Source organism: Sphingosinicella microcystinivorans (genome assembly GCF_003634215.1).
In the GTDB taxonomy this organism is placed as follows: domain Bacteria; phylum Pseudomonadota; class Alphaproteobacteria; order Sphingomonadales; family Sphingomonadaceae; genus Sphingosinicella; species Sphingosinicella microcystinivorans.
Window position 1 is genome coordinate 26023 of the sequence record NZ_RBWX01000008.1, and the last position, 23185, is coordinate 49207.

Annotated in this window: 20 protein-coding genes; 7 read left to right on the forward strand and 13 right to left on the reverse strand. The window is 60.3% G+C overall.

All coding sequences use genetic code 11. The annotated features are described in order from the left end of the window. Together DFR51_RS09150 and DFR51_RS09155 are read left to right on the forward strand one after the other, a co-directional pair. A complete protein-coding gene (locus tag DFR51_RS09150; protein WP_121050120.1) occupies positions 1–792 on the forward strand; it encodes a phytanoyl-CoA dioxygenase family protein in 792 nt (263 codons plus the stop codon). A 58-nt stretch (positions 793–850) separates the two neighbouring features. Then, positions 851–2617, forward strand: coding sequence for a DUF885 domain-containing protein (locus DFR51_RS09155; protein ID WP_160119015.1), 1767 nt, complete (start codon positions 851–853; stop codon positions 2615–2617). Between the two features lie 32 nt (positions 2618–2649). On the opposite strand, the gene DFR51_RS09160 is transcribed toward DFR51_RS09155, so the two are convergent. From DFR51_RS09160 to DFR51_RS19000, 6 genes are all read right to left on the reverse strand, one after another. Next, entirely contained in the window at positions 2650–3324 is a 675-nt protein-coding gene (locus tag DFR51_RS09160) for a nitroreductase family protein (RefSeq protein WP_121050126.1), read from the reverse strand. A 31-nt stretch (positions 3325–3355) separates the two neighbouring features. After that, positions 3356–4663 (reverse strand): POT-type proton-dependent oligopeptide transporter, encoded by a 1308-nt coding sequence (locus DFR51_RS09165; RefSeq protein WP_121050129.1) that lies wholly within the window; start codon positions 4661–4663, stop codon positions 3356–3358. 134 nt (positions 4664–4797) lie between these two features. Next, the gene (locus DFR51_RS09170; protein WP_121050132.1) at positions 4798–6924 is read right to left on the reverse strand and encodes a M3 family metallopeptidase; all 2127 of its coding nucleotides are present in this window, start codon (positions 6922–6924) and stop codon (positions 4798–4800) included. After that, complete coding sequence (locus DFR51_RS09175) at positions 6921–8090, reverse strand: alpha/beta hydrolase (protein ID WP_121050135.1); 1170 nt, start codon at positions 8088–8090, stop codon at positions 6921–6923. Before DFR51_RS09175 ends, DFR51_RS09170 begins: the two co-directional genes overlap by 4 nt. 94 nt (positions 8091–8184) lie before the next feature. Next, positions 8185–8763: a TetR/AcrR family transcriptional regulator gene (locus DFR51_RS09180; RefSeq protein ID WP_170151764.1), complete on the reverse strand. Its 579-nt coding sequence runs from the start codon at positions 8761–8763 to the stop codon at positions 8185–8187. 31 nt (positions 8764–8794) lie between these two features. Next, positions 8795–9409, reverse strand: coding sequence for a hypothetical protein (locus tag DFR51_RS19000; protein ID WP_160119017.1), 615 nt, complete (start codon positions 9407–9409; stop codon positions 8795–8797). Positions 9410–9514: 105 nt separating this feature from the next. Here DFR51_RS19000 and DFR51_RS19005 point away from each other — a divergent pair, with 105 nt between their 5' ends. The 3 genes from DFR51_RS19005 to DFR51_RS09195 all read left to right on the forward strand — a co-directional run bounded on the left by DFR51_RS19005 (position 9515) and on the right by DFR51_RS09195 (position 12117). Next, positions 9515–10126 carry a sodium-dependent transporter gene (locus DFR51_RS19005; protein ID WP_160119018.1) on the forward strand — a complete coding sequence of 204 codons (612 nt, stop codon included), beginning with the start codon at positions 9515–9517 and terminating at the stop codon, positions 10124–10126. Further along, positions 10099–11283 (forward strand): amino acid aminotransferase, encoded by a 1185-nt coding sequence (locus DFR51_RS09190; RefSeq protein ID WP_121050144.1) that lies wholly within the window; start codon positions 10099–10101, stop codon positions 11281–11283. The genes DFR51_RS19005 and DFR51_RS09190 overlap by 28 nt, the downstream gene beginning before the upstream one ends. Positions 11284–11442: 159 nt before the next feature. Next, on the forward strand, positions 11443–12117 hold the full coding sequence (locus tag DFR51_RS09195) for a nitroreductase family protein (RefSeq protein ID WP_121050148.1): 675 nt from the start codon (positions 11443–11445) through the stop codon (positions 12115–12117). Between the two features lie 67 nt (positions 12118–12184). Here the strand turns inward: DFR51_RS09195 and DFR51_RS09200 are convergent, their stop codons facing one another. From DFR51_RS09200 to DFR51_RS09220, 5 genes are all read right to left on the reverse strand, one after another. Further along, positions 12185–14014, reverse strand: coding sequence for a CocE/NonD family hydrolase (locus tag DFR51_RS09200; RefSeq protein WP_160119019.1), 1830 nt, complete (start codon positions 14012–14014; stop codon positions 12185–12187). A 92-nt stretch (positions 14015–14106) separates the two neighbouring features. Then, entirely contained in the window at positions 14107–15384 is a 1278-nt protein-coding gene (locus DFR51_RS09205) for an MFS transporter (protein WP_126494435.1), read from the reverse strand. 139 nt (positions 15385–15523) lie between these two features. Then, a complete protein-coding gene (locus DFR51_RS09210; RefSeq protein WP_121051503.1) occupies positions 15524–15844 on the reverse strand; it encodes a DMT family transporter in 321 nt (106 codons plus the stop codon). A gap of 27 nt (positions 15845–15871) precedes the next feature. Beyond that, complete coding sequence (locus DFR51_RS09215; RefSeq protein ID WP_121050157.1) at positions 15872–16495, reverse strand: FAD-binding oxidoreductase; 624 nt, start codon at positions 16493–16495, stop codon at positions 15872–15874. Between the two features lie 3 nt (positions 16496–16498). After that, positions 16499–17257 (reverse strand): FAD-binding oxidoreductase, encoded by a 759-nt coding sequence (locus DFR51_RS09220; protein WP_170151765.1) that lies wholly within the window; start codon positions 17255–17257, stop codon positions 16499–16501. Between the two features lie 138 nt (positions 17258–17395). On the opposite strand from DFR51_RS09220, the gene DFR51_RS09225 reads away from it, so the two are divergent. Beyond that, positions 17396–18808, forward strand: a complete 1413-nt coding sequence (locus DFR51_RS09225; RefSeq protein ID WP_121050163.1) for an MFS transporter — start codon at positions 17396–17398, stop codon at positions 18806–18808. 117 nt (positions 18809–18925) lie between these two features. Beyond that, positions 18926–19984, forward strand: a complete 1059-nt coding sequence (locus DFR51_RS19640) for an MATE family efflux transporter (protein ID WP_121050168.1) — start codon at positions 18926–18928, stop codon at positions 19982–19984. Between the two features lie 94 nt (positions 19985–20078). Here DFR51_RS19640 and DFR51_RS09235 read toward each other — a convergent pair whose 3' ends face one another. Together DFR51_RS09235 and DFR51_RS09240 are read right to left on the reverse strand one after the other, a co-directional pair. Then, on the reverse strand, positions 20079–20786 hold the full coding sequence (locus tag DFR51_RS09235; protein WP_170151766.1) for a GntR family transcriptional regulator: 708 nt from the start codon (positions 20784–20786) through the stop codon (positions 20079–20081). 222 nt (positions 20787–21008) lie between these two features. Beyond that, complete coding sequence (locus DFR51_RS09240) at positions 21009–23111, reverse strand: TonB-dependent receptor (RefSeq protein ID WP_170151767.1); 2103 nt, start codon at positions 23109–23111, stop codon at positions 21009–21011. Positions 23112–23185 lie beyond the last annotated feature (74 nt).

Genomic DNA, 23185 nt, shown 5'->3' on the forward strand with positions numbered 1-23185 from the left:
ATGATCAGTAAGACCATCCTTGCCGACTACCAAGCGCATGGCGTGACCTGCGTGCCCCAGGTGCTATCGCCGCAGTGGATCGAACGTCTTACCGCAGCGACCGACGCCGCCCTGGCGAGCGCGCCGGATGATACGGAAATCTACGAAGGCTCGCGGGCAACGCCACTTTCTTATGGCGAGCTACAGGTGTGGGAACGCCTCAGCCCCTTCCGCGAGGCGATCTTCGAGGGCAGCCTCGCCCGCCTCGCGGCAGAGGCCATGTCATCTTCCAGCGCCCGATTCTTGTATGATCAGTTGCTGGTCAAGGAACCGGGATCGACGCGCCGGACCCCGTGGCATCAGGACATTCCCTATTGGAAGGTCTCGGGCCGGCAGGTCTGTTCGATCTGGTTCGCACTCGACCCGATCCCCGGCAGCGCGGCGCTCGAATTCGTGCGTGGCTCGCACGTCTGGGAGGAGCATAACCCCCAGCACTTCATGGACGCCTCATCCTATGAGGGCACCGGCCTTGCTGCCCTGCCCGAGATCGAGGCAGCTCGCACGCACTATGATATCGCGGCTTTCGACCTGGCTCCGGGCGATGCACTGATCTTTCAGGCCGCGACTGTGCACGGCGCACCGCCCGCAGGCGAAGCGGCTCGGCGGCGCGCATGGTCGACGAGGTGGCTGGGCGACGATGCGATCTTCGCCGAAAAACCAGGCGAACGTGCGTTCCCCGGCGACGATGCCGGGCTGGAGCATGGCAAGCCCTATGCCGGGCCGAATTATCCTCTGATCCATCAAGGAATCTGACGCTATGACACGAACCTTCAGACATGCCCTCCGACACTCGGTTTGGTCTGCCATTGCCGTGCCGGTAGCACTTGGCGCGGCCTCGACATCGGCGCAACCCGTTTCATCTGGAGGTGAAGCGATCATAGCGCCCTCCCCTGCCAGCCAGGCCCAGCTTGCAGCGGTGCATGACGAGATGGTCGAAATGCTGCGCCCCTTCGATCTGCCCCTGCGCGCCTTGGTTGGCGATCCCATCGCGGTCTTGCCGCCCGACACGCTGGAGCATTGGGAGACGGTTGCGGCCAAAGGAGCCGGCTTTCGCGCAAAGCTCGAGGCCATTCCCGCTGCGGGGCTAGATGAACAGGATCGGTTGACGCGGGACTATTTGATCGCGCTCACCCACGGGATCGATGACTATCCGCGCTTCTGGCTCTATGCCTTTCCGATCACCCCCTATGCGGGCGGATGGCGGCACAACACCATTCGGCAATCGGCGCTCGGCACGCCGCTGGAGACGGCGGAGCAGCGAGCCTACTATATCGCCGCACTCAAGGCCTATGCGGCGCACGTCCGCTCACAGGCAGGCAAGCTGGCCCTGCAAGCCGACCGCGGCATCCGCATCGCTCGCCCGGCAATACCCGGGGCCCGCCGGACCGCCGCCAACCTCGCGCAGGCTTCCGCAGCCTTTGTACCCGCAACCGAACGTCTCTCCTCGGCGCCCCCCGAAGAAGCAGCGTTCTTCCACGCCGAGGTGGCTGCACTGGTCGAAGGTGAATTGGCCCCAGCCTTCACGGCGCTTGGAGCGATGCTTGATGACGCCTATGTCGCCGCTGCCCCCGAACGCCCGGGATTGATGTGGCAGGCAGGCGGCGCCGATCACTATGGGCGTCTGGCCCGGTTGCACACCGGGACGGATCTGTCTGCGGACGAAATCCATGCGATCGGCGTTGAAATCCTGCGCGATGCGCGGGCCGAACTGGCCTCGATCAAGCAGAGCGTCGGCTTCACCGGCAGCGACCGCGCATTCGCGGCAATGGTCGATGCCGACCCGCGCTTTTCGGCCACAACGGCGGAGGAAGTCGCAGCCCATTTCCGGCGCGCAATGGAGCGGATCGAACCCGTCCTGCCACGCTATTTCTCGCTGCTGCCCAATGCGCCGTACGGCATCGAACGCGCCCCGCGGCATATCGAGGAAGGGATGACTTTCGGCTTCTACCGTTCGCCGACGCCCGAGCAGCCGGTCGGAGCTTATGTCTATAACGGTGCCTCGCCCGAGACCACCTCCTATGCCAATGCCGCTGCGCTGATCTATCACGAGCTGTTGCCCGGCCACCATTTCCAGATCGCCCTGCAACAGGAGAACAAGGCTCTACCCCTCCTGCGGCGCGCCAACGGCTTTCTGTTCCTCAACGCCTTTGTCGAAGGATGGGCGGAGTATGCTGCCGATCTGGCGGACGAAATGGGAATGTATGCAACGCCCTATGAACGCTTCGGGCGGCTCTATTCCAAGATGTTTCTCGCCAATCGCCTGGTGGTCGACACCGGGCTCAATGCGAAGGGTTGGACTCATGAGGAAGCGCGCCGCTTCATGCAGGAAAACACCTTCGCTTCGGATGCCGAGATCGAGAGCGAGCTGCTGCGCTATTCCACCGACATTCCCGGTCAGGCCTTGTCCTATGCGATGGGCCAGCGCGAATTGCTGCGGATGCGCGCCGAGGCGCGCGCGGCTCTCGGCGACAGGTTCAGCTGGCCTGCGTTCCATGCCGCGGTGCTGACGCCGGGGGCCGTGCCGATGTCATTGCTCGACGCGCACCTCCAGCGTTGGAGAGAAGCGGGCGGAGAATAGCCACCCGCTTCCTTGCCCCACCTACTGGCAGCTCAGATGAACGAAGCGATCTGATCCAGCGGCTTCTTCTTTAGCGCATGAAGCGGCACGGTCGCGTCTTTCCCAGGATAGCCGACGACCAGCAAAAGATAGGGCTTCTCACTCGTGGGGCGGCTGCACAAGTCGTTAAGGAAGGTCATGGGCTTGGGCGTGTGGGTCAGCATGCACAGCCCGGCATGATGCAGCGCAGCGATCAGGAAACCCATCGCGATCCCAACGGATTCCGGGACGTAGTAGTTCTGCTGTTCGCCGTCCTCGCGGATGCCGCCCTTGCGCTGGCCGAAGATCGCGATAATCCAGGGTGCGTGCTCGAGATAGGGCTTGTGCGCGTCGGTCCCGAGCGGCGCGAGCGCATCGAGCCAGGCCTCTCCCGCCTTGCCGGCATAGAATTCGCGCTCTTCCTTTTCGGCCAGCTCACGCAATGTCGCCTTGGCCTCGGGCGTACCGATCGCGCAGAAATGCCATGGCTGGTGGTTCGCCCCGCTCGGGGCGAGGCCGGCAGCGGCGATCGCGGCCTCGATCACGGCACGCTCGACCGGACGGTCGGAGAATTCGCGCACGGTGTGGCGCTTCTTCATCCGGGCGAGGAATTCCTGCGCCTCGTCCAGCATCCGGTCAGGCGGCAGCTCGACATGGTCCATCAAGGGGACCGCTTCATGTTCCTTCATTCCGCTCTCCAGTTCTTTGCGATGCTTACCGTCACAAACCAATCCGCGCCGCCGCCCGGCGCGACAGAAACAGGCCAGCCGCGATCGCCCCGCAGCACCCGGCAATCACGTTGAATATGGCCAGGAACCCTACGTCTTGGGCGCTCGCCCCGATCTGTCCTGAAAGAAATCCGCCGAGCCCCAGTGCGGCGTAGAACATCCCTGCCCCCAGCGCCCCGCGGTTTGCCGGGATAATCCTAGTGATCGCCGAAAGCGCCGAAGGGCCGACCAGCAGTTCGGCGATCGTGATGAGGGCAATGGCCGCGGCAAGGACCAAGGTGGGTACGACAGCTTCCCTCGCCAGAAACTCCGCCGCGGCAAGACTGCCGAAGGCAAGCGCGAGAAACGCGAAACCGACCGCCGCCTTGCCGCTGATGGCCGCCTTGGCTCCTGGCCCGCGCCCCTCGCGCCAGCGCTTTGCCAGCGGCGGCATCACCAGAAGCATCACGATCGGATTGGCCGACAGGATCCACACGGGCGGGAAATCCACGCCCCACAGCGATGCCTCAACGCGGCTGGCGGCATAGAGATTGAGCGTGCCGAGGACCTGGAACAGGGTGACACCGAACAGCGTGACTGCCACCAGCACCACGCTCACCGGCAGAATCCACTTCGCCGGTAAAGGTGCCTCCCGATTGGTGGCGGGTGCAGTCTGTGCGGGGTGAGCGATCCCGTCCACTGGCGAAGCGATGATGGCCCGGAACACGTGCATCAGTCCAAGCGCCGCGACCATGCCGAACCCGGCAAGCGTGAAGGCCGGCCCATATCCGAACCGCTCTGCCACCCAGCCGCCCAGCAGGATGGCGATCAGTCCGCCGAGGTTGACGAACATGTGGAACAGCGAAAACCCGGCATCACGTGCTGCATGGGACCCGAACCCCAGTCGCCCGATGATTGCGGAAATGTTGGGCTTGAACAGCGCATTGCCGAGCGCGACCAGCGCCAGCCCCGCATAGAGCGACCCGACGATCAACCGTTCGGGCAGGCTGCCGTCACAGAATTGCAGATCGATCTGGGTTGCCAGAAAGCGGCTGCGGTCAAATTCGGGGTCGATCCTCTCCCACATGATCGGTACCATGTGCGGGACGGCAAGGGTCATATGGCCCAGCAGCATCAAGATCGCGCCGATGCGCAAAGCGCGCGCAGGCCCGAGGAGGCTGTCTGAAAGGGCCCCGCCTGCTACCGGCAGCGCCTGCACCGCCGCCACCAAACCGCCATAGAGCCCTAGCGCTGCCGCGGCACTCCACCCGAACCCGCCACCGGTGACCGGCGCGGTGAGTGCCAGCACCAGCAGCGTCATCAGCAGATAGTAGCTGAGCCGCTCCCAGATCTCGATTGCCGATAGCCGGTAGAGCGCGGCGAAAGCAGCCTCTTCCTCCCGAGCGCGAGCGGAAGGACCCGGTGGGTGAGCCGGCCCGACATTAAACCGGGTGTTCACTTCGCGCCACCATCCCTATCCAGCCCGAACCGGCGGATCAGCGCGGCCTCGTCCGGCGCACGGCCATGGTATTCGCGATAGGCCTGCTCGATCGGCACGCGATTAGCGCGGGAAAGAACCAAGTCGAAGTAACGCTCTCCCGCCTCTCTGTCATGCAGACCATCGGGAGCGCGCAGGAACACCTCGGCAAGATCGGCCGCGAGGATGTCGGACCACAGGTAGGTGTAGACATTCGCCGCATATTCGCGCGACCAGGTGTGGTAGGCAGCCGAGGCCTGCATGATCGGATCGGCCGAGGCTGGAAAGCCCCGTTCGGCCAGCAGGGCTGCCTCGAAGGCGTTGACGTCGGGCACCGGACCGTCGGCCTGATGCAGCTTCTGATCGACCAGCGCCATCGCCATGTATTCGGGATTGACGCTGAACACCCTTTCATACTGCCGCGCCGCGCGCAGCCGCTCGCGCAGGTCCGCAGGCATCGCCGCTCCGGTACGATAATGCGGCAAGCGGTCGAGCGTGCGGTCGGTCAGCAGCCATCGCTCGTTGAGCAGTGAAGGCACCTCGACGAAATCCCACGGGACGGTGAGCGATGCTGTCCCGTTGTAGTGCGCCGTGCTGGCCAGCATGTGCAGCACGTGGCCGAATTCGTGAAACAGCACGTTGGCATATTCGAAGGGGAGAAGTATCTCCTCGCCGGCTGCTGCTGGCGGCGGGCTCGAATGGAGCACGATAACCGGCAATTCGCCGAGGGCGAGATCGCCTGCAGGGCGATACTGCGCTGCCCACGACCCTTGCGGCTTTTGCAGCCGCGGAAGAATGTCGAGATAGACGATCCCCGCAGGCGCGCCTTCGCGGCGCGCGAGATAGACTTCGATATCCGGACTGACGGTAGGCACGCCGCTCAGACGTTCGAAACTGTAGCCGAAAGTATCGCCCGCGGCGGCAAAGATCGCATCACGTAGGCGCGGCAGGGGAAAATAGCCCGCAATCTCCTGCGCATCGATGCCGAAGCGCTCGCGGTTGAACCGGCCGAGGTAATAAATGCGGTCCCAGGGTTCGATCGTAGGGATACCGTCCTTGCGCGCCAGCGCTGCGAGCTCGGTCACGCGGCGGGCATCGGCTGCCATGACGGCGGTCCAATTGGCATCGATGATGCCCAGTGCGCGTTCGGGCGTGCCGACCATTCGCGAGGCAAGAACAAAGTCGGCAAAGCGCGGATAGCCGAGCAGCTGTGCTTTGGCCTTGCGCAATGCGAGGATCTCGGCAGCGACCGGGCGGTTGTCGAACTCGCCAGCGGTGCCGCCGCGGTTCATCCACTGCTGCCACACGATGCGCCGGGTTTCCCGATTTCGCACGAAGGTCTGCAACGCGAAGACCTGTGGGCGCTGGTTTGGGATGGCAAAAGACCCCTCGCGCCCTTGGCTTCTGGCGAGGTCGGCAGCGGCGGCGATCTGCGCGGGCGGCAAGCCATCGAGCCGGGCGGCATCATCGAAGAAGACGAACTGCCCTGCAGCCTCGCGATTAAGGTTCTGGTTGACCAGGAGCTGCAGGCGAGCAAGCTCTCCGTCGATCTCGGCAAGCCGCGCCCGCTCGGCAGCCCCCAGGCCCGCCCCCGCGCGTGCCATCGCGGCATGGGTAAGCTCGGTCAGGCGCGCTTCTTCAGGATCGGAAATCCCCGCCGGAAGAGCGCGATAGACCGCCGAAACCCGCGAAAACAGGGCCGGATCGCTCAGGGCCTCGGCCAGTACCGCTTCGTTCATCGCCACCAGACCAGGGCCGACCGCGCGCCAGCCTTCGTCGGAATGGGACGACAGGTAGATGCGCAGCAGCGCCATCAAGCGCCGCAGCGGCCGGCCGGCCCGGTCGAGCGACGCGATCGTGTTCGCAAAACTCGGCGGCGCGGGATCGGCGGCGAGAGCAGCGAGATCGCGGCGATAGGCCTCGACTGCGGCAGGGATCTGCTCGGCGAGCGCTTCCGGAGTCGCGCGGTCGACGGGTGGCAGCTGCCATTCGCCCGTCCATCGCGACAGGTCGCTTGCGGGAACCTGCTCGGCCGCAGCGAGCGGCAGCGCGTGCGCCAAAACTGATACCGATGCCGCCAGCGCGAAGGCCAGCCGGATGCTCACTTGCCCGGCTCCTGCGGCGCTGGCGCGGGCGGCGCATAGGTGCCCGCCGCGATTTGTCGCAGGACATCGATGGTCTCGACGGGATGCTCATAGAGGAAATTGTGGCTCGAATCCGCGGGCGCGATGATCCGCGTCGAGTTCTTAGAGTAATCCAGATAACGCTCGCGCGCGACGGTATAGAAGTCCTGGAGGCGCTGCGCTTCGCGTTGCTCGGCATTGCGAATGGTCGAGACATCGGACAGGCCGACCGCGTTCTGGGGGGCGAACAGGTAAAGCGGGACCTTGCCGAGCTCCCCCTCGAAGAAACCGGTTTCATAGCCGACCGCCGCCATCCCTTGAGGGGTCAATTCGCGGAAAATCGAATGAGCCGCCATCTGCGCGCGCGGCCGGGTAGCATAGGCCTTTTGGATGGCGTTGGACTTCCCCATGGTCGCGGCGATCTTGCGTTCGAGATCGGCGTATGCGGGCGCGGCTTCGGGTTGGCCCTTCAAAGCCTGATAGTCGAGCGCGAACAGGGAAAAGAAGCCATTCCACCACGGATCGGAGGACAGAGACGAAAGTTCCTCAAGCCGCGGCCCGTAAAGGATCACGTCGGGCGGGGTCGCATCCATCACCACAAGCGCGTGCACCCGCTCGGGCCGCAGCCGCGCCATGTTGGCCGCAAGTAGCCCGCCGAAGGAGTGCCCGGCAAGCATCACCGGCCCTTTCGCCCCGACCTTGTCGAGCACCTCCCACATCTGCTTCGCCTCGCTGGCGGTCGAGACGGGAAAGCGCGCCGGTCCGCTCCAGCCCATACCAGGGCGGTCGATCAGCACGCTGCGGTATTGGGTCTTTAGCGCATCGTGGATGAAGCGCATCGAGGTTCCCGGGGCATGCCCGCCTCCGAACAGCACGATGGCCGGTCCCGTGTTGTCCGGCCCTTCGGCAAGCACGTGGATTTTTTGCCCATCGACCTCCACGAAGGTGCCGGGTGCCGGGTAGAGTCGCTCCATCTCGGCTACGCGGTAAAGGTGGATACCGCTGCCTACAGCCATCGCTGCGGCGAGCAGCAGCACCGGAGTCGCCACCCACCCGCGGCGGGTGGCAAGGAACAGCGCGCCGGCGATCGCCGCAACACCTGCGGCCATGGCCAGGCCGGCCCAGTCATTGCTCAGGAACCCGTGCATCACGCTTCACCCCCCTACATGTTCGTCCTGGGACAGGCGTACAATACATACATGTATCGTGCAATCACGGTGTTACTGACATGCAAGCCATGCGTCAGCCGGTGCCAAACAGAACGCGGGAGTAGTGGGGCAGCATCGCCCGGCGTTCCTCGGTGCTTTCGCCCAGTTCGAGCGTGTAGTAGCCGATCTGGTGGAAATACGTGATGCGCGCGCGGGCTTCGGCATCGTAGGTGTCGTAGCCGTCCTCCAGGTACAAATCCGCAATCGCCTTGATCCGGCCAAGATCGACGCTGCGCACCCGCTTGTGAACCGCCGGGTCGATCCGCGCCCATTGGCGGATCGCGGCTTCGAGCCTGGGATCGAACTGGCGTTCCTCAATCCACAGATCGATCAGCCGCTGCATGCGCTCGGCCAGGGCGCCGGGCTCGGCCAGCCGGTCGAGGAAGTGACGGGCGTTGGAGTTTTCCCAATCGAGCAGCAGATGATCGAGCAAATCCTGCCGGTTCTTGAACCGCCAATAAAACCCGCCGCGGGTGACCCCGAGGCGTGCGGCCAGCGGGTTGATCTCCACCGCCGCGATCCCGCCCTCGATCAACATTTCGCGCGCGGCGGCGATCCAGTCTTTTTCGACTGGCGTGTCCCTTTCGCTGGTGGCTTGCGCATGGCCCGGCATACTCCGTGGATTAGGCATGCCGCCGTTCATGTCAATCCAGCGCTTCGATGACAGCCTTTTCGCGCTGCATGATCGCCGCGACTTCCCGGTTGTGGAAGGCAACATCGGCCTGCATTTTCTGGCGGATGTAATTGGGCGTTAGATCGCCGTCTTCGGGCTTCCTTACCGGCCAGCGTGTCTGGATAATGGTCTGGTAAATCGAAGCGTGGGCCCCATCGGGCCGCACCTGATGGATCACGTAGGCTGGCGCCGGGTTCTCCAGCACGATCATCAGCGTCAACAGCCGAGCCTCCTCATCGATGCCGCTGACCATGATGGTTACGTTGGGGCGGCTGGTGTTGGCGTCCTGCACGCCGCGAACCGCGCCGAGCCACGCCGTCGGATCGTTGGTCACCGAGGATACGGCAAATCCCTGCTGGCGCATCCGTTCCCCATCGACATAGAGCCGCTTGATGTGGCGCCACACCACATCCGCCGGCTTTTCGATCCGCATCTCGTAGTGGTCGGAAAAGGGTGCGAGAATGGTTTCTGCATCCTGCGTCGGAGCGACGGCTGGCGCCGTGTCATCCGCTATCGCGGGCCATGCGGCAACGAGCAGCGCGGCAGGAACGAGGCTCAGCCCCATCACGATTTTACGAAGTGTCATCGGCGAGTCTCCCCAAAACGGGCGCGAGAAAATCATTGCTCATGTATCGTCAGACATGAATACAGATGTGTATCGTCCAGTCAATGCGGCGAAGGAGAGGCCGGAATGAGCGATACCGACAGTCAGGGAGGACGGCGCTGGTCATCGCGGCTGATATTCGTCATCGCTGCGATCGGATTCGCGGTCGGCCTCGGCAACTTGTGGCGCTTTCCCTATCTGGCAGGCCAGAATGGCGGCGGTGCATTCATCTTGCTTTACGTCGGCGCGGTGTTCGTCATTGGCCTTCCGCTCGTGATCGCCGAACTCGCAATCGGGCGGAAGGGCGGGGCCGATCCGGCACGGGCGTGGCGACAGGTCGCCACGGCTGAGGGCCGATCGCCGTGGTGGGGCGCGATCGGCTATTTTGGGGTGACGGCAAGTTTCCTGGTCGTCTCGTTCTACTGCGTTATCGGCGGGTGGACGCTGGCTTTCGCCTGGACCGGCGTGAACACGCTCGCCGGCATCGGGGGGACGCTCGACTTCGTGCAAGGTCTCTGGCGGCTTTTGAAGATGCGGCCCCGGAACGGCAGGCTGGGTCGGGCTGAAGTCCGCCATCAATCCCTAAGAGAGCATGACTACCGAAACGAGGCCATGGCCGGCCAAGATCGTGCTGTCTGGCGCAAAGAACCAGGCGAACGTGGAGAAGCATTATGCATCAAAGTCAGTTTGGATCACTAGCCCAACAAGCGCCCGATTCCTTGCTCGGCCTTATCCGCCTGTTCCAGGAGGACCAACGGCCACACAAGATCGACCTTGGCGTGGGGATCTTCCGAGATGATCAAGGTCTTACGCCGGTATTGGGTGCCATCAAGGCGGCCGAACGTATCCTGGTCGAGCAGCAGGAGAGCAAGTCCTACCTTGGCCCGGTTGGTGATTCCGGCTTCGTCGATCTTACGGCACGTCTCGCGCTGGGCGATGATCTAGCGACTTCGCCAAGCCTAGTCGGCTTGCAAACCCCGGGGGGCAATGGCGCACTTCGCCTTGCATTCGAATTGCTCGCAGAGGCCTCGAAGGATTCAGCGGTTTGGGTGGGCAGCCCGACTTGGATGAACCATTTTCCTTTAATTGCCTCGACAGGCCTTGAGAGCCGCCACCATCGTTTCTACGATCCAGCGACCTTGCGGATCGATTTCGATGGCATGATGTCTGATCTCGCATCCGCCAAGCCAGGGGATGTCCTCCTACTTCACGGATGCTGCCACAATCCGACCGGTGCGACTTTCAGCAGTGCCGAATGGGCTGAGATTATCGCGCTGTGCGAACGGCAGGGCCTGCTTCCCCTCATCGATTTTGCCTATCATGGACTTGGGGATGGTCTTGAGGCCGATGCAGCACCCGTAAGGATGTTTGTCGAGAACTTGCCTGAAGCCATTGTCGCCTACAGCTGCGACAAAAACTTCGGGATGTACAGGGACCGTGTTGGATCCCTATTTGTGAAGGCGGCGACGCTCGCTCAGGCTGATGCGGTGCGCTCGCAGCTATTCGGCACCGCGCGCGCAATGTGGTCCATGCCGCCGGACCATGGTGCGGCGGCATGCCGGATCATCCTTTCCAGTCCGGAACTTCGGTCCGTTTGGCAGGAGGAACTAGATACGATGCGGGAAAGGATAAACGGGCTCCGGCAGGCTGTTGCGAATTCACTGCCGCGACTGTCCGCAGTTGCCAATCAGCGCGGACTTTTCTCGCTTCTGCCCATCTCAACAGATGCGGTACGACTGCTCCGGGAGGAGAGCGCTATCTACATGGCGCCGGACGGTCGCATTAACATTGCGGGCTTGAGTGAGGCAAATCTTGCTCACTTTGTGGAAGCGACCTCTCGGTTTCTGGAGAATTGATGCGAGCAGTTTTGATGCTGTTTAGTGTTGCTCTGTGAACAAGGCATCCTCCTGAAATTCCGAACTTCACAATTGCCGTCGAGCACGTTTCATTCTATCTTGTCGACACAGAGTCGGCAGAATTTGCCACTGCCACTGTTCAGCAAGGAGTGATGGGCCATGAAAGAGCATGATGCGATACCTCTTCCCGACCGGATGGATTATCCTCATCCGGAGATGATCGAGCGCGCGGAAGCGTTTTACGAGGAAATGCGGAAACGCCACACCGTGCGCGAGTTTTCCGACCGGCCGGTGCCACGTGAAGTCATCGAGTACGCCGTAAAAGCTGCTGGCACCGCTCCCAGCGGGGCAAATCACCAGCCCTGGTACTTCTCCATCATCGGATCGGCAGAACTCAAAAAAGAACTGCGTGAGCGTGCAGAAGCGGAGGAATGCGCTTTCTACAGTGGAAAGGCTGGTGAGGAGTGGCTCGACGCACTCACGCCGTTGGGCACAGACGACCAGAAGCCGTACCTTGAAACGGCACCCTGGATCATTGCCATCTTCGGGCAACGCAAGGGGGGCATTCGCAAGGGCATCGAGCGCCAGAACTACTACGTTCCGGAGTCGGTCGGCATTGCCATGGGCTTTTTGATTTCAGCCTTGCACCATGCCGGTGTAGCGACGCTGACCCACACACCAAAGCCGATGACCTTCTTGAATGATCTGTGCGGTCGCCCCGCTTCCGAGAAGCCTTATCTGCTTCTGGTGTGCGGCTATCCGGCCGATGGTGCGACGGTTCCCGTCCATGCCAAGGTCAAAAAGCCTTTCGAAGAGATTGCTGATTATCGCTAGTGCCAGCGGGGTTGGGCGAACAAGAACAGCAGCTCGCCCACCCCCCGAACCTGACCTACTTAGGTGCTCATTTGGATGGTTGTGCCCTTGGTTCAAGAACCTCCAAGCTCAGTGCCGAAGGATACGAAGAACCCCGCAGGATCGTTATTCGAGCCGAACGGGGTGATGCGTTGTCGGTGGCGATATCGTTGCCGGTGCCTGGATTGACGCTGATAAACGGGTAAGCGCTGCTGAAGACGGATAAACGCAAGCGATGGCCGACGCGCAGTGTATGCCCCTTCTCGCCCAGATTAACTTCGAACTTCACGGTTTCGCCTGGCTTCAAGAGCGCAAGACCACCAGAACCGCCACGATAGCGGGCGCGCAGAACGCCGGCCCATCCGGAATCAAGACGAATGGCAGTACCATTGGGTGCTACATCTTCAAGCAAGGCGACTATGTCAAAGTCCGGCACGTCAGCCCGAACATAGATCGAGAGCCTGGCATTTCCCAGAAGAGTGAGGGGAGTCGTGAGAGGCGGTGTAGCATAAGTAAGGACGTCTGGGCGCGCCAGTTGGTGAGAGATGTCAACCGGCCCGAGTAAACCCCCGGCCTGGCCCCTGTGGCCATTCGCCGGAAGGTCACTGCGAACAGGGTTTGCGGGATCGTGCGTGTACTCGTCGAGCGCGTTTTGGCCTGGACCGGCCTCAAGGAGCCCCTTACTGGAGATTGCATTGGCTCGCCCCGATCCGCCGAGAAACAATTTTCTGGACTTCACAAGGGGACTGGGAAGGCGCTCCGCCTCGATCCAACGGTTCTGGCCCGGAACGAACATCTGAACGGACGGCCATGCGGGACGGCGGGCGGTTCCCTTTAGGCACCAGTCGAAGAATTCACGGGCCATCCGCTGGCCGGGCTTGTAGCCCCTGGATTCGACTGCAAGTGCGCCGATCCTGTCGATTGGTTGCCCGGTGTCACGGGAATAGCCGCCTTCCGACGCTCCGGAATGGTCCCAAGGGCCAACGATGATCCACTGGTCATCTGCAGATGCCGCAAGTCCGCGCATCGCTCGATAATTAGCAATGCTACCTGACAATGTTGTGTCGTACCAGCCAGTGAAAGTCAGCGCCGGTACATTGATGCGGCGGTAATCTTCGAGACTGAGGTGAACGTCGGCCCACATGTTGTCTGAAGTCTGGTGTTCGAGAAACTGACGGTAGACCGGGACTTCGACGCCGTGGGCCGCAAGGTCAGCCGTTAGGAGTGGGCGATGCGAGATTAGCTTGTCATAGTCCACTGGACCAGCTTTGCCCGCAAGGGCAGGAGTTACGCGCAGCGTCCAACCCAATGCCCAGCCTTGCATGAAGGCGCCGCCAAGGAAAGGGGGGCCGTCAAATCCACTCTGGAAGTTTGCATTGGGGCTAATACAGGCAAGCCCCCGGGGCCTGCCAATTGCGGTCTGGATTGGGTATGTGCCACTGTAGGAACTGCCGCGCATACCGACATTCCCGCTCGACCAGGGCTGGCCCGCAACCCATTCGACGATCTGAGGCCCGTCGTGCCGGGCATCTGCCATAAAAGTGTGCGTTCCTCCGCTAGCCCCGGTGCCGCGGGCATCAACCACCATAAACGCGTAACCATGCCCTGTCCAAAAAGCGTGTTCGCCCGAAAAACTGAAGGTGCTGCGCCGTCCGTAAGGCGTTACTTCAAGAATGACGGGATGCGGCCCTGCGCTGTCAGGCAAGTAGAGGTCGGCTGCAAGAGTAGTCCCATCATTGAGAGGTATCGAGACACTCTGCGCACCTTCGCCAATCTGACTTTCGCGGGCTGGAGCATCAGGATGGCGCGGCAATTCCGCACGAGCCGGTCCAACGAAAGCGATTGCGGCAGCTATCGGGCCAAATAAAAAGCGCATCATCCAAGCTCCTTTTCGTAAATGCTGCTCAATGCGAGCCAAGGACCGTGTTCGGTCTTGCAGAAACATCAAACCAAACATGGCATGTGCTTACTTCATTCGGAAGTAGACCATCGACGCAGACCTTCGTCGCGGTCTGGCGCAACGATTTTCCTGAAGTGTGTGAGGGACACCGAAAACAGCAGGGCAGCCAAGGGCCCGAGAAAAATTCCGATCAGCCCGAGCGAATAGCCTAGCTCACTACTTTGGGTGAACAATCGCTCATTCAACGCAGCCGTGATGATTGGTCCGAGTGAGTAACCGACAAGGTTCGTCGTAATGAAGTATATGGCCGCCATCCGGCCTCGCAACTCACCTGGTGTCGCTTGCTGGATCGCGAGCAGTGATATCGTTGGAAGCATCGAAACGAACAGCACGGCGAGGCTCAAGGGCAGCAGAACAGTATCGCTGGACCAAGGGGCCGCCATGCTGGCAAGCGACAAGGCGATCAGGATTGCGCCAAGTCGCAGGACGCGAGCTACCGCATCCGAAACGCCCTTCTGCTGCATCCGGCGCACGATGAAGCCCCCGGCGAGGATGCCCAGCGGACCCAGCAGCAAAAACTGGATGCCTGTAAGAAGGCCCACATTGGCAGGCTGCCAGCCATATCCCCTGATCAGGTAGGAGGGCAGCCAGTTCATGAAGGCAAATGACATGATTGCCACGAGGCAGACTGCCGAAAAGTGCGACAGGATCCACTTGCGGGCTGAAAAAAGGAAATTTGCCAACCCTGGCTTGTCATCAAGGGCATAGGTTTCGATGCGGCGCGCCGGCTCACGCGCAGATAGAGCCAGCAAAACGCCAAGAATGCCGGGCAGGCCACATGCAACAAAGGCAAACCGCCAGCCCTCTATGGCTGGCAGGCTGGCGATCTGGAGCGGCCCTATGATTTCGGAAAGGGAGAGCAGCAGCCCCCCGCCAACCAGAGCCAGGCCAGTTCCGAACATGGCGGCGGTTCCGTAAACGCTGGTTGCCACTGCCCGTCTCTCGGGACGAAAATAGTCGGCGATCAGTGAAATTGAAGCCGGGCTCGCCACAGCCTCGCCCATCCCCACTACAGCCCGCGCGACAATCAAGGCTTCATAACTGTCTGCAAGACCGCAGGCGATCGTTCCTGCGGTCCAGAAAGCAATGCCAGCAGCGAGCAGCCGGAGACGATGCATTCGATCCACCATCCAGCCCAATGGGAAGCCGAACAGCGTATAGAACACCATGAAAGCTGGACCTTGCAGGACCCCAATCTGGATATCGGTGAGAGCGAGTTCGGCTCTTATCGGATCGACAAGCAGGTTCAGAATCTGCCTGTCGAGGATCGCAACTACGGAAATAAACATGAGCACGGCTACGCCGAACCACGCCGATTTCTCCGACCCGGAAGAACCTGATGATGACGGTTGCAATATCCCCTCCTAGGTCTTTACGTTTTGGCCAGGTTTCGTGGTAGCCTTGGTCCTGCAATGGACAGCCTCGAAACTAGCCTGCGCTCGTCGATTTCATCAAAACGATGCCGGCCAGTATCAAGATTGCGGCAACGACCCGAATGGCAGTCGCACTCTCACCAAGGAAGAAGATACCTACGACAAAGGCCCCGATTGCGCCGATACCGGTCCAGAGCGTGTAGGCTGTGCCCAAGGGCAGGGACCTCATCGCGAGGGCTAGCAAGACGAAACTCCCCATCGATGCAACGAGTGTCACAGCGCTGGCACCTGGACGACTGAAGCCATCCGACAATTTCATGGCAGTCGCCCAGACGATTTCCAGGAGACCAGCTAACAGCAGGTAGACCCAAGCCACATTGCACTCCATCCAGTAAGCGGACGATCACTCAAAGACGCAGCCGGGATTCAGAATTCCCTTAGGGTCCAAAGCGTTCTTAAGTGAGCGCATCATGGCAACTTCTTCAGCCGAACGTGTGCGAAGGAGCCAGGCCCGCTTCTCGTAGCCAATCCCGTGTTCCGCAGAAATCGTACCTCCAAACGATTCCAGGGCTCCATAGACGTCTTCATCGCAGTCTTCCCTGCGAGCATCTTTACGACCGGGCTTGATAAAGAAATGAAGATTGCCGTCAGCAATGTGACCCATCGTATAACAGATGCTGTCAGGCCACCGGCACTTCAGATTGCTCTCTACGAGCTTCACGTAGTCCGGCATGTCGCCGATTGGAACACCTACATCATAGCCAAAGGACGGCTTGTCGATGAGGAATGGCTCAAGATTCTCGCGGAGGTCCCAAAGGCTTCGCCGTTCCTGCTCTGACTTGGCTATCACGGCATCGGCAATGATATCATCGCCGAGAGCGGTTTCGAGCGTTTCGGTCAGAACCGCTTCATTTAGTTGTGAGTCTGCCCCTTCGGTCTCGATGATCACGTAAAAGGCATGCCGTCCTTCGAAGGGGCTGCGGCGCCCGGTGAAACGCAGTTGTTCTTCCAGATAGGATTGCCACATCACCTAGTAGGCCGAGAGCATTGAGCCAAACTTCAGTTTCGCCAATTGCAGCAGCTGAGCCACTTCATCGAAGCCACGCAGCGCGATCATTGCGGTCCGTCGGTCTGGCTGCTGAGGAAACAGCCGCAACACAGCACGCGTTACAATTCCCAAGGTACCTTCCGTGCCAATGAACAGCTGCTTGAGGTCGAAACCGGCATTGTTCTTGAGCAGCTTGTTCATCGACGAGACAACGGTGCCGTCCGAGAGGACCGCTTCAAGCCCCAGAACCAAGCTCCGCATGGATCCATAGCGCAAGACATTGATCCCGCCGGCGTTGGTCGAAATGTTGCCACCGATGGTGCAAGATCCGCGAGCGCCTAAATCAAGCGGAAACAGCAAATGGTGGCTGGCCACCGCTTCCTGAACGGTCTGCAGGCAAGCACCGGCCTGGACAACGCAACCGGCATTTACAGGATCAATGCTCTCGATCTGGTTCATTCGCTCAAGAGAGATGGCAATCCGGTGCGAGGTTGGTTCGGCTCCAGCTAAGGGCCCGGTTCCGCCGCCGATTATGACAACTTCTTGCGAAGCCTCATGGCACAGACGCAGGACAGTACTGACTTCGGATGTCGTCTTTGGACGCGCCATTGCCAGTGCCGACATGCGTTGCGAGTTCCACAGACTTGTCGGCCTGCTAGCCAGTGCATCTTTCGTCAGGAAGCCACATGGCCCGAGCGCTGATGACAGTGCCTGCAGCAAACCTGTGTTGCCTTCCTCCATGCGTCGAATCCCGCTCCCAGATAGATATTGCCGACTCATTGTCGACACGAGTAGAGCAGGTCGATACCAAAAAGCAAAGCGGCATGTTGGCGGCAGCTCTTACATAGCGCTAAACTGCGTGTATCTGGGGAGGTATAAATGGGCGGTTCAGGTCAAGCAGGCAGCAGCGAAGCCCGTGTGGCTTCATCAGCGCCTGGGGGACAGACTGTCGGGTCGCTGCCCACAAAGTTGTTCGTCGGCTATGGCGCGGTTGCGGCACCCTATGAAATGTTAAGGGCGCCTGCCCTGGCTATCCTCCCGGGACTTTACGCCAAGGAGTTTGGTTTTGCGTTGGCGACAATTTCCATCGCGATGCTTTTTCTCCGTCTCACGGACGGCGCCACCGACCTGGCCGTCGGGCTTCTCTCCGACAAAACAAGAAGCGCTTGGGGTCGCCGTAAGCCCTGGCTTCTTGCGAGCATCTTCGTGGCCATTCCCGCAGCCTATGGCCTCTATGTACCGAGCGATACTCCAACGATCTGGTCGTTCACGATCTGTTACTTCTTCTTTTTCCTCGCTTGGACAATGTTCGAAATACCCTACACAGCATGGTCGACTGAACTGGCTCATCGATATGAGGACAGATCGCGCCTGGCGGTTTGGAGAGGGCTGGGGCAGAATGCTGGGCTGATCCTGCTCAGTTTGGTGCCGTTGCTTCCGTTTCTGCCTTCAACGGAAATGAACTTTGTCACCCTGCACGCCATGTTCTGGCTTATAGCGATCACGTACCCGCTTGGAGTGCTTTACGCGATTTTCCGGCTTCCGAACGGCGGCGCCGTCGAGGAAGCGGAGCAATTCAGTATTCGTGATACGGTCGCCGCGATTCGGGCGAACCGCCCTTTCCAGCTATTCCTCTCTGTCGCGTTCCTTTCCGACTTTGCTGTCGGATGCATGACGGCTCTCTTCTTCCTGTTCTTCGACATCTATCTCGGTGTGGGGGCCTCCTTCACGGCCATTTTCCTTACCGCCATTGTCGTGTCCACGCTGTCACTCAAGCTGTGGCAACATCTGCTGAAGCGAACATCGAAGACCGGGGTGCTCCTCGTAGGCCTAGGTGGCGGAGCCATCGTCGGAGCACTTATTGCCGCTCTCGCCCCCGGACCGAACGCCCTGGCCTTTTTCATCGGGTATATGGCTTTGTTCTATACTTTCAGCGTCGCGCGCGATGTTGCACTCTATGCCATTTTCGGCGACATTATCGACTATGATATTTGGAAGTCAAATGGCAGCAGAGCAGGACTTTACTCCTCCGCCTGGATGGTCCTCCGCAAGATTGCCTACGCCACAGCTCCCGCATTCGCGTTTCTCATCGCTGGCCTGTTTGGGTTTGATCCATCCGCTGACTCCCAATCCGATCTAGCCATCTTCGGACTGAAGGCAGCCAACGGCTACCTCCCTGCCATATTCCTGATCGCAGCGGTGTTCCTGGCCGCCATGTTCCCCATCACCAAGGCCCGGCACCAGATCATCCGGCGTCGGCTGGAGCAAAGATCTCTTCGAACCAGCTGTTGATTGCTGTGAGATTTGCCCCTCAGTGGTGCGAGGAGCTCCGCGCCACCCAGCGTCTTGTCTTGCCACTGATCCTGACAAATCGATCCTTGACGCTAATTGAGGGCGACGGATATCGTGATGATTGGCTGGCTCGGGGCCACCGAGCTCACCGCCGCCCCTCTCGGCTCCAGTCTGATCATGACCACAGTCATTTTCTGCATGGGCATGATCACTGCAACGGCGCCAATGATGGCAAGCGAGCGCGGCCGGATGGCCCATAGCGTCTGGGACCTTCGCGGCACCTTCCGGCAAGGCCTCTGGGCGTCCGTGGTGATCTCGATCGTTGTCTGGCTCGTGCTTTGGAACACGGCTCCTATTCTTCGACTGCTCGGCCAGAACGACGATCTGGCAGCTCTTGCGGGTACTTATGTCCTTAATGCTACTGGCCATGATGACAATCCTCAGAAAACACCCGCGATTTCGGCGATATTCGCTGTTTTGCCGATAGTGGCGGAGCGATTGGGCGCGCTTTCGCTCGCTCTGGAAATTTGGCGTTCCGATTGGAGTGGCGATGGCGCTGGAAGACACGATATTCATCTTCGCAGTGGTGATGATGGGCTGGTTCGGTCCAAATGCTTTGGCTGCGCATGCGATTGCGCTTCAAATCGGCAGCATCGCCTTCACGTGCCACTAGGCTTGGCCCAGGCTGCCACGGTGTGTATTGTCAACGGGTTCAGAAGGCAGGACCAGGGCTTGATCAAACGAGCCGGTTCGACCGCCTTCTTCCTAACGACTGCGTTTATGGTCGGCATGGCTTTGCTCATAGCAACGCAGCGCGACCTGTTGGTCTCGCATTTCATGAGTGCCGATCTTCCAGTCAATTCGGAAATCGCGGAACTTGCACTTTCCTTCCTCGAGGTCGCCGCGCTGATCGAGGTTGCCGATCGCGTTCAAGTCGTCTGCACCGGGATGCTGCGCGGCTGGCACGATACGCGATGGCTGATGATTTTCGCCGTGACCGGCTACTCCGTGGTCGGGATCGGATTGCAGCCTGGCTGGCATTCGCACGCGACTGGGAGGGATTGGGTATCTGGGTCGGGCTGGGCAGTGGGATCTCTGTCGTCGCCCTGCTGGTATTTGGGCGCTGGCTACTTCGGTACAGGCTTGGCCTGCTTCCTGACGCCTGTCCGCAGTTGACGGGTGGACAAGTCGCCTCATCCCCAAGGCGGCCGATTGCGGTGGTCAGAATGGCTTAGAGGCTCTTTCCCGACGGCGAGTGAGCGGACGGGCGTCAGGTCAATGCCAAGCGCTTCGAAGGACGCTCGGTCAGGCGTTCATGCATTCTGACAGCAATCGTTTCGAAATCGCGCCTCCCCGCCGCTTCCGCAGCGTCAGCATCGCGCGCCTCTATTGCTTCAACTATGGCCAGATGCGCATTGATCCAGTGACCTTCGAGGTCGTGGTCGCCAAGCTCAGAAACATCGAGAAGATAGGAGCCCAGGATGCGCTGCCCCTGGTCAAGCAACTGCCGCATCCAGTTCGCGTAGAATGCGTTACCAGACGCGTCAGCAATCGCCAGATGAAACTCCCGGTTCAGACGGATCATGAGGGCCATGTCGCGCTCGCGCGTCGCCACGCTGTGTTGCTCATGAATGTGCTTGATGCGCCCAAGCTGGACCTGCGTCCGGTTGGTCGCAGCGAGCCTTGCTGTCAGGCGGTAGAGCAGCTCGGAGGCATCAAGAAAGCTGGGGATGGCAATCATGTCAAACGGTGCGACGATCGAGCTTCGATTGCGCAGGGTCTTCACCAGACCTTCCGCGGCGAGCCTGATCAAAGCCTCACGGATCGGAGATCGTGACAACCCGAAACGTTCGGCAAGATCAGTTTCATCCAGAAGTGTGCCGGGCTCCATCTTCAGAGTGAGAATCTCTGCCCGAAGGGTCTCGTAAACCGTATCCGCACCCGAGCCGCGAACTGGCTTGCGTTCGGGCTTGGCCACGCCTCCCTTGGCGTTGCGACCAGACCGTTCTGATTGAGCCATCCTGAATCTCCGAAGCAGGCAATAGTAGCAATTGCCGCTAGCGCGGTCCTACATCAAGTCACGGAAGGCTGTCACGAATATTCCGGTCAGTGTCAGAAGACCTAGGGGGCTCAGGCTTGCCCCCAGTGCGGCAAAGAGAACAGGCCGGGCCTTGGAGAAGGTCCGGCCTGCCGATCCGCCTCAGTAGCGATAACTGAGGCCTAGGCTCCATGTCCGGAACTGACCCGGAGGAGCAAAATTACGCCCGTCATAAAAAGCGAAATAACGCTGGTTGGTCAGGTTCCGGGCGCTGGCCTGCAGCGACCAGTCTCCTATATCGTATTTGACTAGGGCGTTGACGAGGCCGGTAGACTGTAAAATGAAAATGTTGTCAGCTTTGTCGAACGCCTTACTGCGATACTGGTATTCAACCCTCATGCTGGCCTCGCCCGGACCAACCTCGACTTTATCCACGGTCAGTGCGGCGGTTCCCTGGAACTTCGGAGCACGAGGCAGCGTATTACCAGAATAGTCGACCGGCTGAGCTGTTGTGTCGTCCAGAGTGATGTACTCGTCAAAACTCGTGTTCAAATATCCGGCACTGAGATCAAGACGCAAGTTATCACTCAAGCGGAAATTGCTCAGCGAAGCCTCAAACCCCCAGATCGTTGCCTTACCGGCGTTGAGTACCGTATAGAAGGGAACGCCAGCAGGGTCGGGAGAACCATCAGGAAGCAGCGGAATGCCGCCGACTTGAACCTGCATGTCACGGTAGTCGTAATAGTAACCAGCGACGTTCAGAAAGCCGTTGCTATCTGGCAAAGTCGACTTCACACCGACTTCATAAGCGTACAGAGTCTCCGGCTTGACCGTGGCCGGCTGCGGCGTCCCATCAACGGCAAAACCTGTCGTATTGTAGCCAGACTGGAAGCCCTTGGAAGCGGATGCATAAATCATCGTTCCGCCAGCAGTGGTATAGTCCAAACCAACTCGACCAGTAAGCTGGCTTTGTGTGCTGCTCAGATCAAACGATTGCGAATCTGCGGGACCACTGCCTGCGAATCGATTGCGGACGCGATCACGGTTGTAGCGCAGACCCACGTTCGCTCGGAGCTGGTCGGTCAGGTTATAATTGAGATCCCCAAACACGGCAAAAGTCTTAACAGTGTTGTCCGTAGCGCTGTCGAGCAATCCGTTAACGACAGGCACGATATCGACTCGACGCGTCTCGCCTTCCTTTGCATCCATGTATAGGCCGCCGAACACCCAGTTCGCCTTGTCACCTTCATATGCAAGTTGCAATTCCTGGCTCAACTGCTCGGCATATTGGGGGAGCGAGATGACGACCTGAACCGGCTGCGGCAGCGGGTTCACGTCAAGCTGAGAGCGCGGCTCATTGTAATCAGTATACCCTGTCACCGACCGCCAAGAATAACCCTCCCCCAGTTCACCCGATAGCGTCAGGCCAACAAGGTAATGGTCGCGCTCCCCCACCGGCGTACTGGGGTTATCGTAATATCCCTTGTTCCAACCATAGAGCGGCTTACCGGCGGAACTCAGAGCAATAAGTTCACCGACACCACCCGTTTCGTTCGTGTATTGCGCAAACAAGTCGACATCGATTGGGCCCGCCTTTCCGGTCAGTGTGAGGCGCACGCCGGTAAACTCATTGCCAGCGATGCGCTTACTGGTCGCGACGTTAATGATACGACCATCAGCACGAGTAAGTGTGCCTGCAATGCGAACCGCCCAGTCCCCACCGAGTGGTGCATCGAGACCCGCATAGGCGCGCACCGTGTTCTCACTTCCATACTCGAGCTTGGCGCCAAAATCGAACTCATTACCAGGACGCCGCGTGTTGATGTTGATGGCGCCGCCCGTCGCGTTCCGTCCGTAGAGGGTGCCCTGCGGCCCTTTCAGAACTTCAATCTGACCAACGTCGAACATCCAGCCCAGCGAGGACGCGGTCGAAGGCATGTAGATGCCATTTATGTGAGCCGCAACTGCTGCACCACTGCCAGGCACCTGCGTACCGATGCCACGCATCGTAATCGTCGCCCGAGTTTCGTAATTCTCCATGTAGAGTCCAGGAGTCTCGAACTGGAGATCCTCAAAAGTGACCTTACCGAACTCCTGCAGGTCCGACCCACTCAGAACCTGAATAGATGCAGGGACGGATTGAATATCCTCTTCACGCTTGCGAGCAGTGACGATGATCTCTGCACCGCTAGCGTCTTCAGCTTTCGCCGCCCCTTCTGCCTTTGCGATCTGCGGAGCCAGCATCAGCGCAGTGGCGACCGCCATCAGTGAGGGCATCGCCGCTAAGTGCTTGCGAAACGACACCCGGACCTCAGTGCACCTATTGATCCGGTCAGGAC